Genomic DNA, 12143 nt, shown 5'->3' with positions numbered 1-12143 from the left:
GTTTATTCACCAATTAACTCAATTGTTTCCGTAATTTTTATACTATCCTTCACAGATTGAGCAATCGTACAATTCTTCACCGCAAGCTCTAACGCTTTTTCTAACTGTACCTGTGTAATTCCTTCTGCTTTTATTTTATAGTGCAAATGAAGACTTTCTACCTGCCTTGGTAAAACTTCGCTTCTTCCAATTTCAGTTTCAATTGTAAACGTATCGTATGTAATACGCTTCTTTTCTAAAATTGTCCGAAATACAATTGCACTGCACCCTGCAATAGAGGAAACGAATAACTCTAACGGTGTATATCCACTTTCTTTTCCAATAGACAATTGACCATGTGAAAGTTCTGTCTCAATATTATCATGCTTGATTGTTAGTTTCATACGTTGTTCCCATCTCCACTTTCGTAATTTGCTTCCGTTTCTTATTTATATAATAATACACGTAACAGAAAATGATAAATGGAATGCCGCAATATAGCGCCATACGCTGTTCTGGAATGAATGCTAAACTAATAACAACAATGCTATTTGTAATTAACGCTAAAATAGGAACAATTGGATATAACGGTGTTCTATATTTTAAATCTTCTACTTTTCCGCCTTGCTTTACATACTGACTTCTAAATCGAAGTTGTGATAAAGCAATGATAATCCAACTTGCAACTGCAGATAAACCAGCAACAGATAATAAGTAAATATATACTGTATCCTCTGCCAAAAAGCTTGTTAGTAAAGATAATGCCGCTACTGCGATTGTAACTACTAATGCCGTAATCGGAATACCGCGTTTATTTACCTTTTTGAAGGAAGTTGGTGCCATTCCTTCATTTGCAAGTGACCATAGTATACGCGTCGCCGCATATAATCCTGAATTTGCTACAGATAATAAAGCAGTGATAATAACGAAGTTCATAATATCTGCTGCATATGGAATACCGATCTTATCAAATACAACAACGAATGGGCTTTCAATAACCCCTGCATCTTTCCATGAAATTAAACCTACTAAAATCGTCATTGTTAAAATAAAGAACAACATAATGCGCCATACTGTATTACGAATTGCACGTGGGATTGTTTTTTCCGGTTCTTGACTCTCTCCTGCTGCAATCCCAATTAACTCTGTTCCTTGGAAGGAAAAATTAACTGTAATCATTGTAAGAAGCACCGCAGCCAGTCCATTCGGGAACAATCCACCATCGCTCACAAAGTTAGAAAAAAGAGGCGCTGCTTCTTTTCCGTCATACGGTAAAAAACCAAATAACGCACTACCACCAAGAACAACAAATGCAATAATTGTAATTACTTTAATACTTGAGAACCAAAATTCTAATTCAGCATAACTCTTTGCTGAGATAGCATTTGACATATATAAAATAACTCCAAATACAAGACACCATACCCAAACATCTACAGTTGGAAACCATCTTTTCATCATTAAGCCGATAGACGTTAACTCTAAACCAACTGTAACTGCCCATCCAAGCCAATAAAGCCATCCAATCATAAATCCTGTTCCTGGACCGATAAACTTCGTCGCATATTTTTGGAAAGAACCAGAAACCGGCATCGCTACCGTTAGCTCACCAAGGCAAAGCATTGTTAAATACATAATAAATCCACCGACTAAATAAGAAAGGATCGCTCCTCCTGGTCCTGCTTGGTTAATGGTATATCCTGATCCAAGAAAAAAACCTGTTCCAATTACACCTCCAAGTGCAATCATAAATAAATGTCTACTCTTCATCGTACGATGTAATTTCTCATTCGTTGTTTGCTGCATCGTAATCCTCCCCTACAAGTACCCTCTATCTCTTTTTAAAATTTTCTGATAATAAAAATATACACGAAAGCGGTTACAATTTCTATATAAAATTAAAACTTTTCTGATAAAATATAATGTTTTTTCATCTATCTTACAATTACACTACTAAAAAACTAAATATCTTCCAAATCCCAACTTTTAAACTATGTAAAAAACATAAAAAAACTCTCACATCTCATTTCATGTAAGAGTTAACGGCTTTCTAATTTCCTAGACACAAGTGATAAACTGTAGTTGACAACAAAATACATACAAGCAACAAGTAGTAATGTAGGAATCATATAGTTTACGTTTTGTCCATTAATAATTTGGGCATTATGCATGAGTTCTGGCAAGGAGATAACAACCGCTAGTGACGTATCTTTTAATAACGAGATAAATTGACTGACGAGCGGTGGTACCATTCGTCTCAATGCTTGCGGTAAAATAATATGCCAAAGTGTTTGGATATATGATAATCCAGACGCGCGCGCTGCTTCAATTTGTCCTTTTTCAATCGATAATAAACCACTGCGAACAATTTCTGATATCATCGCTGCTTCAAATATCGTTAAAGCAACAATTGCTGCCGTTGTAATCTCTAATTTCAGCCCAGCTTCTGGGAGTGCAAAATATGTAAAGAAGATGATTAAAAGCAGTGGTAAATTTCGAATAATTTCAACGATAAAAGCTAGTAACTGTGATACGACTGGTATTTTTGCATATCGTAAAGTCCCCACTATACTACCAATAATAAAACTAAGTAAAATCGCTACAACAGCTATTTCTAATGTAACAAGTAGCCCTTTTAATAAAAATAAAACATGATCGCCTGTATAAGCACCTCGAAAATCCATTTACACCGCTCCTTTCGCTAAGCGTTTCTCAAAATAACGCACAAGCATACTAAGCGGTACAGTCAATAATAAATAAAACATACCAACAAATATATACACATCAAATGTAACAAATGTTCTTGTTGAAATTAAATCTCCTTGATACATCAAATCTGCTCCAGCAATAATGCCAAGGATAGATGAGTTCTTTACTAAATTGAGAAATTGATTACCTAATGGCGGAATTACTATTTTAATAGCTTGTGGTAAAACGATATAATACATCGCTTGCACGTACGTTAAGCCAGAAGAACGTGCTGCTTCCATCTGTCCTTTCGGAACTGACAAGATTCCAGCTCGAATTGCTTCTGCAATAAATGCGGCTGTATAGATTGTAAGTGCAGCCGTACCAGCAATAAAACCATTTAATGTAACACCCATTACCGGAAAAGCAAAATAAAATACAAACGCAATTAAAACAAGTGGGATATTTCGAATGAATTCTACATAAGCTGCGCCAAACCAATTCAAAACTCGAATGGGTGCAATTCGCATCACTGCCATAATCGTACCAAGAATGAAACTCCCAATCAGTGCAACAATGCTGGACATCACTGTATATTTAAATCCTTCTAAATACAAATCAAGATTGTTTGTAAGAATAGAAAAATCAGGCAAATGCTCCCCCTCTTTCTTTACAAGAAGAGGATGAGTATCTCTCATCCTCTTACTCTTTCTATACTTTACTTCTCTGGCTTTTCACCAATCCATTTTTCATATAATTTATCGTATTCTCCATTTGCTTTCATCTCTTTTAACAAATCATTAATTACCTTTGTTAAATCTGTTGCTCCTTTTTGAACAGCAATTCCATACGGTTCATCCGTGAAAATTTTTCCAACAACTTGATAATTTGCATCTTGTTTTGCCATACCGTATAAAATCGCATTATCTGTTGTAAGGACATCACCTTTCCCTGCTTTTAATGCTGTAAATGCTTCACTATAATTTTCAAATTCTAGCACCTTTGCTTCTGGTGATTTTTTACGAATATTTTGGGTAGAAGTTGATCCTTTTACCGCCAATACTGTCACACCGCTTTTCACATCATCAATACTCTTGATTTTGCTCCCTTTTTTCACAAGTAATGACTGTCCTGCTTTAAAATATACATCTGAAAAATCAACTTCTTTTTTACGCTCTTCTGTAATTGTCATCGTTGCGATAATCGTATCAATATCGCCGTTTTTCAACATTGGAATACGTGTTTTAGACGTCACTTCTTTGAATTCTACTTTACTCTCGTCTCCTAGAATTTTTTTCGCAAGCGCTTTGGCTATATCAACATCAAACCCTTCTACCTTCCCTGTTGCAGGGTCTTTCAATCCAAATAAGTTTGTATCATTCTTAACTCCGACTACTAATTTCCCACGCTTTTTAATTTGATCTACCACTTTTCCGCCCGAAGTTTCTTTAGAAACTTCTTTGGACGTTTCCTTCCCGCAACCTGCTACGATCAGAGTAAATAAACATGAAAATACAATTAAAACGAACAGTTTCTTCACCTTAAACATAAAACCCCTCCTCTAATGGTTTAACACTCGACTTAAAAATAATCGTGCTCTTTCTTGCTCTGGGTTTGCAAAGAAGTTCACTGGCTTTGTATCTTCAATGATTTGTCCTTCATCCATGAATATAATACGATCTGCTACTTCACGTGCAAATCCCATTTCATGGGTCACGACAACCATCGTCATCCCTTCCTTTGCTAAGGTTTTCATAACATCGAGCACTTCACCAATCATTTCTGGATCAAGTGCAGAAGTTGGCTCATCGAATAACATAATTTCTGGTTTCATTGCTAATCCCCTTGCGATTGCTACCCGTTGCTGTTGTCCCCCTGATAATTGCTGCGGATACACATTCGCTTTCTCTGGAATCCCTACTTTTTGCAAATAATACATTGCTGTTTTTTCCGCTTCTTCTTTTGAGATATTATTTACTTTTATCGGTGCAAGTGTAATATTTTGGAGCACTGTTTTGTGTGGATATAAATAAAAATGCTGAAATACCATTCCAATATTTCGGCGTAATTGATTCATATCTGTTTTCGGATTATGTACTTCCACATCTTGTACGACTAATTCTCCTTCTGTAATTGTTTCCAATTGGTTAATGCAGCGGAGCAATGTACTTTTTCCAGACCCTGATGGTCCAACAATTACAACTACTTCACCTTTTTGAACTTGTAAATTAATATTTTTTAAGACTTGAAAGCTACCATAAAACTTATTTACATTACGAAAGGCAATCAATTCGCTTCCCCCTTTCTTCTCTATTTCTATCGTATTTTAAATTGGGGCGATTATTTATAAAGTGAAATTTCTCTGCTTCAAATTTTATTCGGCCATGCAGACATAAATTCCCATTATTTGAACAATAACGAGCAGATATACTGCCCGTTATTGTTCTACAAGTACCTTATTATGACACTTCTTCTTTCTTATCTTTTCCGTATTCATGCTCCCAAAAATCAGCATTTTTGATTCCTAGCTCCTTTGGATCAAATACAGGATCTTTCCCTTCTTTTTTCTGCTTTTCATAGTCTTTCAGTGCTAGCAGTGCCGGTTTTTGTAAAAGTAAGATTGCAATGATATTGACCCATGCCATAATCCCTACACCGATATCACCAAGAGCCCAAGCAGTTGCTGCTGTTTTGACACAGCCGTAAAATACAACGCCTAAGAAAACAATTTTTAAAACAAGTGACATCCATGGACGATCTTTATCACGATTTAAATAAGTAATATTCGTTTCTGCAATGTAGTAATACGCCATAATTGTTGTAAAAGCAAAGAATAATAGGGAAATTGCAACGAAACCGTTTCCAAATCCAGGAAACACAGATTCAACTGCTGCCTGTGTGTACCCTGGTCCTGGTTCTGCACCATTCAATTTATTTACAATGAAATTTTTTCCGCTTGCATCAAATACGTTATACATGCCTGTAATAATCATCATAAATGCTGTTGCTGAACAAACAAATAATGTATCAATGTAAACGGAAAATGCTTGCACAAGGCCTTGCTTTGCTGGATGAGATACTTCAGCAGCAGCAGCAGCATGTGGCCCAGTTCCTTGACCTGCTTCATTCGAATAAATACCACGTTTTACTCCCCAAGAAATTGCTAAACCGATAATCCCTCCAAAAGCAGCTTCTAATGCAAATGCACTTTTTATAATTAACATAAATGCTTCAGGTAACTTTTCAATATTCATAAACACAATTACGCAAGCAACAAGTATATATCCAACCGCCATAAATGGCACAACAACCTGTGCTACGTTAACAATACGCTTAACCCCACCAAAAATAATAAGTGCTAATACAACAACTAATACTGCTCCTGATACAGATGTATTAATACCAAAAGCTGTTTCCAAACTCAAGGCAATACTATTCGCTTGCACACCTGGGAGTAACATTCCTGTTGCAAGAATGGTCGCAGCGACAAACACGAGTGCATACCACTTAACCCCTAATCCCTTTTCAATATAGTAAGCCGGGCCACCGCGGAATTGACCTTGATGCTTCGTCTTGTATATTTGAGCAAGTGTCGATTCCACATAAGCAGATCCTGCCCCTAAAAATGCTACAGCCCACATCCAAAAGACAGCTCCCGGACCACCAAATGCAACCGCTGTTGCTACACCAGCAATATTCCCTGTTCCAACGCGCCCAGATAAAGAAAGTGCTAACGCTTGGAAAGAAGACACACCTGCTTCTGATTTTTCTCCTTGAAATGTAAGTCTCACCATTTCACCTGCATGCCTAACTTGTAAAAATCTCGTTCGAATTGAAAAATATAAACCTACTCCTAAACATAAATAAACAAGTGCGGGACTCCATACAATATTATTTAGCCAAGTAACGAAAGCTTCCAATCTATTCCCCCTCCTTTTCACTCTATAAAGAATATTCAGAATATATAAAAATTATAAAGGTATCTAAAGTCTATGACAATATTATTTTGATAAAACAAACATATTTTTGTATAAAAAAACAAAGTATATATTCGATCTATATACTTTGTTACGTTGCATGTGTATTATATATTCACAATTGCTTCCTGCTTTATAATTCTTACATAAATGGCATCTGCTAGTTTTTGAAAATGTACTGGCATTTCTTTTCCTTTGAATTTTTTCTGAATCGTACCATACAAACCAATATCACGAAGTCGCAAAAATAGTGGTAGCGATTCATACCAACTTTCCTCTAATTGATGTTCTAACTCGTATCCTTTTCGTAATACTTGCAGTTGTTTACGTGCAAACAATGTTTTCTCTTGTTCAGTCCATGCGGTTGAAAGAACGGAATAATAGATAACCATCGCCAAATCGTGAATAAAGTAATTATAAGTCGCGTCATCAAAATCAAAAATCGTTAGCTCTTTCCCATCATAATGAAAATTCCCTTGATGAATATCACGATGCATAAGACCAAACGTTCTTTTTTCCATTGGAAGGGCCTTTATCTCTTCCATTAATATATAAGCTATATTTTGCACCTTTTCGTCATCTAACTCATCAATAATTGCTTTTTCTTCTACTTCCCGCGTATCTCGATATTTCGTTTTTGGATAATCAATTGTAAGACGATGAAGTTGACCAATTGCTTTTCCCCATGCTTCAAAAAGGGGATCGCCCCAATAAATAGATGTTTCGCCCTTTACTCTTTCACCCGTTGCATAGGTAAAAAGAGAAACATAAAAAAATGTTCCATCTACTGCTTGTATTACTTCTACAAGTTTTTTAGATTTTGAATAATATGGCGCTGCAACCTTAGCTCCGTTCTCTGCAAGATACCGTAAAAAATCTAATTCTGCTTCTACTTGCTTTTCAGATCGATGTGAAGAGTGCGTTAATCTTAATACGTAAGATACTCCGCTTTCATCCTTTGCATGAAAAATATAATTTTCAAAATCACCTAGCGGATTTTCTTCAACTGTAACATTAAATCTTCTTGCAGCTTCTTCTAAAATTTTATTGGTAAAAACTCGTTCTACAGCTATTTCCATATGTAGCCCTCCTTTATGTATCTCTATATTTAATTTACCATGAATATGGAAAATACTTCTATGAATATAATTAAAAAACTCTGCCTCTACCTAGAAATAGAATCTACATCTTTCAAAACGGTCCCTTCTTTCTTGTAGAAAATATATTTCCTCTATTATCCAACAAAAAAACGGAACTGGTAAAATGGAAGAACTTCCACTAGCCAATCACCGGCTGTGTACTAGGCCTAAAAAGGCAAGACACAATACTAGTATAAAACAACTTCCATAAATTACCTATTCATCAAATGATGTAATTGTACATACCATTGGACGTAACCTTTATAGTACAAAAGATATATAGTGGTGTTTTAAATTTAAAAGAGGTTGTATGTTATAAACATACAACCTCTTTTTTCAATCATTTAGTAAGTCGATACACAATGGATTCATACGGTCTAAGGATAAGCTTTCTAATATCTTCACCTGAATCCTCATAATTTGATAATAATACTTCTTGCTTCATTCCAGTTAACTGAACCTCATCTGGTACGGAATATGTGATTGTTTCCCCATAAAAATTATTTACAACCAACAATACTTCATTATCTAACGTGCGTGTATACGCCCAAATATTTGGATGCTCTATATCTAAAACTGCATATTTACCTTCTGTAAGAACGTCATATGTTTTTCTAAGTTCAATTAGCTTTTTATAATGATAGAACACAGACTCTTTATCCTGTAGCGCTTTTTCCACATTTATTTCTTTTGCATTCTCCGCAACTGAAATCCAAGGTGTACTTGTTGTAAAACCACCATTCACTTCTCCATTCCACTGCATAGGCGTGCGCGAATTATCACGAGATTTTTGTTTCAGGATACCTATAATTTCTTCACCTGACATCCCTTGCGCCTTCTTCATCTTATAAATATTTAAAGATTCTACGTCACGATACTTACTAATATCATCAAAGTCCGGATTCGTCATCCCAATTTCTTCACCTTGATAAATATAAGGTGTCCCCTGTAACATATGCATCGCTGTTGCTAACATTTTTGCAGATTCATTTCGGTGCCGTTTATCATCACCAAAGCGAGAAACAATACGTGGTTGATCATGATTACACCAAAATAATGCATTCCACCCGCCACCCTCTTGCATCTCGGTTTGCCACTTCGACATGATTTTTTTTAATTTCAAAAAATCAAAATCCGCTTTCGTCCACTTGTCACCATTTGGATAATCTACTTTTAAATGGTGAAAGCTAAATGTCATACTTAATTCCTTCCGCTCTGGATTCGAATACTTGACACAATTCTCAATTGTCGTAGATGACATCTCTCCGACTGTAATCACATCTTTTCCTTCAAACACTTCACGATTCATCTCTTGTAAATATTCATGAACACGCGGTCCATCTGTATAATATTTACGTCCGTCGCTTGTAGCCGATGTTCCTTCATCATCTAAAAAATGCTGTTCTTTTGAAATTAAGTTAATGACATCCAGCCTGAATCCTCTAACACCTTTTTCAAGCCAAAAACGCATCATGTCGTATACTTCTTCTCGAAGTTTTTCATTTTCCCAATTTAAATCAGCTTGTGTTTTATCAAATAGATGTAAATAATATTGCCCTGTCTCTTCATCATATTCCCAAGCCGAACCGCCAAATTTAGATTGCCAATTATTCTTTTCATCACGCCATATATAAAAATCACGATACGGGCTATTTTTATCTTCACTCGCTTCTTTGAACCATTTATGCTCCGTTGAGCTATGATTTACAACGATATCAAGCATAATATCAATCTCACGTTTTTTCGCTTCTGCTAGTAGCTCTTCAAATTCCTCCATCGTTCCATAAGACGGATCAATAGAATAATAATCACTTACATCATAGCCATTATCATTTTGCGGTGATTGGTATACCGGTGTTAACCAAATGTAATCCACTCCGAGTTCTTTTAAATAATCTAGTTTCTCTGTGACCCCTTTTATGTCACCGGTCTCTGTGTTGTAGTAACTATTAAAGCTTTTCGGATAAATTTGATAGACAACGCTTTTATGCCAATCTTTCATACTAAGCTGCCTCCTACTTCTGTTTTACTCGTTTTGCAAATAACCTTGTTAAAACAAATGGTACCACTACTGCGATTATCATCCCAGCAACAAACATTGGAATCGATTTCGGAATGATAGAAATAAATGCTGGTAACCCACCAATTCCAATCGCTGGTGCTAATACACCATTTAACGTGATAAATACTGCTGCAATTGCCGATCCCGTAATAGCTGCATAAAACGGAAATTTTTTTCGTAAGTTTACGCCAAACATCGCTGGCTCCGTAATACCGAAGTACGCCGAAATCGCTGATGTAGACGCCATACTTTTATCATTTTGATTTTTGGAAATCCAAAACATTGCAAGCGCTGCACTACCTTGCGCAATGTTAGAAAGTGCAATCATTGGCCAAATAAATGTACCACCACTTTGCGAAATTAACTGTAAATCAATCGCAATAAACATATGATGCATACCTGTAATAACTAACGGTGCATATAATGCGCCAAATAATACTGCTCCCAAAGCAGGAACTGTTTCGTATACTCCCACTAATCCAGCTGTTAGTAAGTCTCCAAGATGACGTGTAACTGGACCAATGACTCCTAACGCTAATACACCAGTTACAACAATTGTTGTAATCGGAACAACTAATAATTGAATCGCATTTGGTACACGTTTTTTCAGGAAAATCTCAACTTTACTTAAGACAAATGCCGCTACTAAAATCGGTAAAATTTGTCCTTGATAACCTACTTTTTCAATTTGGAACAATCCTAAAATATTGAAGTACTCAATTTTTTGTCCCTCTAGCCCTGCAGCTGCTTTTCCATAATTCCATGCATTTAATAAATCAGGATGTACTAACATAAGTCCCATTACGATACCAAGTATCGGACTGCCGCCAAAACGTTTCGTTGCTGACCAGCCAACAAGTGCTGGTAAGAATACGAATGCCGTATTGGCCATCATATTAATTAAATCCCACAGTCCCCCTAAGTTTGGGTATACTTCTAATAAATTTTTGCCATCAAAAAATAAATCCTTTGCACCTAATAAGTTATTAATTCCCATTAATAAACCAGCTGTTATAATCGCCGGTAAAATCGGCATAAATACGTCAGAAAATACTTTTACAAACTTTTGAAGCGGATTTAATTTTTGATTCCCTGAATCTTTTACATCTGCTACCGTGGATTCTTTCATATCTGCAAGCGTTATCAATTCAGCGTATACGCGATCTACATCTCCTGGACCAATAACGATTTGAAATACCCCAGCGTTATGAAACGCACCTTTTACTAAAGAAATCGATTGCAGTTTTTCGCTATCTATTTTACTTTCATCCTTCAAAGCGATGCGTAGTCTTGTTACACAGTGCGCTGCTTGTTCAATATTTTCTTTCCCACCAATATATTGCAGCACTTCTTCTGCTATCTTACGATAATCCTTCCCCATATTCCGTCCCTCTTTTCTTTTTTTGATACCGTTTACAAATACATATTAACTCGTATATATAAGCTAGTCAACACTCGTATATACGAGTTGGTGAGTTTTTTTTAATTTGTTCTCAAAATATACAAAATAAAGAGATGAAACACTGCACTGTTTCATCTCTTTATTTTCTCCGCGCCACATCAGAAAAATGAAAAATATCTAAACGGTGACGTGATTCTGTATATTCAAATTGACTACCATCATAAAGATGCGTAAAGTTTTTTACAACAACAACATAATCTGTTCCATTCAAATCCAAATAATTCCGATCATCATCTGTACAAGGTTGCACTTCAATAACACGCTGTGCATAACTAATATGTAATCCTAATTCCTTCTCAATGTATTTATAAATCGATTTCTCAGCAATTTCTTTCGTTAATCCCGGAATATGTTCAGATACGAAATAGTTTACATCTAGAATCACGTTTTCCCCATCAATATTTCGAACACGTTTAATATGATCTACCTTCGTTTTCGTCTTTACATTTAATAATTTAGCCATTTCTTTCGGTACTAACAATTGTTCCATCTCTACAACACTTGTTATACATTGACGCCCTAAACGTTCATTTTCCTCTTGAAAACTCACAATACCACCAAAGTTAAATTCAATATTTTTTCGCTTTAAAACAAAAACGCCTTTGCCATGTATTTTCTGTACATATCCACGTTCCTGTAATAAATCGACTGCTTTCCTTACCGTCCCTCTACTTGCTTCATACTGCTTCATCAATTCTGTTTCAGATGGGATTTTACATCCCTCTTTTAATTTACGATTATCAATCGAATCACTTATCTCCGTATAGATCTGTTCATACTTACTCATCATTTTGAATAACCCCTTGTCACCTTCTATTTCTACTTGTATTATAGCA

At 35.7% G+C, this 12143-nt stretch carries 11 protein-coding genes; all 11 read right to left on the bottom strand.

Translation table 11 applies throughout. From position 1 onward, the window contains the following. Positions 1 to 2: 2 nt before the first annotated feature. Positions 3 to 383, bottom strand: coding sequence for an OsmC family protein (locus JDS96_RS03675; protein WP_199666063.1), 381 nt, complete (start codon positions 381 to 383; stop codon positions 3 to 5). Continuing rightward, positions 361 to 1785: an amino acid permease gene (locus JDS96_RS03670; protein ID WP_003195221.1), complete on the bottom strand. Its 1425-nt coding sequence runs from the start codon at positions 1783 to 1785 to the stop codon at positions 361 to 363. Before JDS96_RS03670 ends, JDS96_RS03675 begins: the two co-directional genes overlap by 23 nt. 233 nt (positions 1786 to 2018) lie before the next feature. After that, positions 2019 to 2663 carry an amino acid ABC transporter permease gene (locus JDS96_RS03665; RefSeq protein WP_003195223.1) on the bottom strand — a complete coding sequence of 215 codons (645 nt, stop codon included), beginning with the start codon at positions 2661 to 2663 and terminating at the stop codon, positions 2019 to 2021. After that, positions 2664 to 3320, bottom strand: coding sequence for an amino acid ABC transporter permease (locus JDS96_RS03660; RefSeq protein ID WP_026008548.1), 657 nt, complete (start codon positions 3318 to 3320; stop codon positions 2664 to 2666). It lies immediately after the preceding gene. Between the two features lie 65 nt (positions 3321 to 3385). Continuing rightward, on the bottom strand, positions 3386 to 4216 hold the full coding sequence (locus JDS96_RS03655) for a glutamate ABC transporter substrate-binding protein (protein WP_199666061.1): 831 nt from the start codon (positions 4214 to 4216) through the stop codon (positions 3386 to 3388). A 12-nt stretch (positions 4217 to 4228) separates the two neighbouring features. Further along, entirely contained in the window at positions 4229 to 4957 is a 729-nt protein-coding gene (locus JDS96_RS03650) for an amino acid ABC transporter ATP-binding protein (protein WP_003195229.1), read from the bottom strand. A 169-nt stretch (positions 4958 to 5126) separates the two neighbouring features. Continuing rightward, complete coding sequence (locus tag JDS96_RS03645) at positions 5127 to 6587, bottom strand: alanine/glycine:cation symporter family protein (RefSeq protein WP_018765564.1); 1461 nt, start codon at positions 6585 to 6587, stop codon at positions 5127 to 5129. A 164-nt stretch (positions 6588 to 6751) separates the two neighbouring features. Next, positions 6752 to 7723, bottom strand: a complete 972-nt coding sequence (locus JDS96_RS03640; RefSeq protein ID WP_199666059.1) for a phosphotransferase enzyme family protein — start codon at positions 7721 to 7723, stop codon at positions 6752 to 6754. Positions 7724 to 8123: 400 nt separating this feature from the next. After that, entirely contained in the window at positions 8124 to 9785 is a 1662-nt protein-coding gene (gene treC / locus JDS96_RS03635) for an alpha,alpha-phosphotrehalase (protein WP_199666055.1), read from the bottom strand. 13 nt (positions 9786 to 9798) lie between these two features. Beyond that, a complete protein-coding gene (gene treP, locus JDS96_RS03630) occupies positions 9799 to 11226 on the bottom strand; it encodes a PTS system trehalose-specific EIIBC component (RefSeq protein WP_199666047.1) in 1428 nt (475 codons plus the stop codon). A 160-nt stretch (positions 11227 to 11386) separates the two neighbouring features. After that, on the bottom strand, positions 11387 to 12097 hold the full coding sequence (gene treR, locus JDS96_RS03625) for a trehalose operon repressor (RefSeq protein ID WP_006093523.1): 711 nt from the start codon (positions 12095 to 12097) through the stop codon (positions 11387 to 11389). Positions 12098 to 12143 lie beyond the last annotated feature (46 nt).

The organism is Bacillus cereus group sp. N21 (assembly GCF_016483395.1).
GTDB classification, from domain to species: domain Bacteria; phylum Bacillota; class Bacilli; order Bacillales; family Bacillaceae_G; genus Bacillus_A; species Bacillus_A pseudomycoides.
This window is presented reverse-complemented; position numbering and strand designations above follow the sequence as displayed.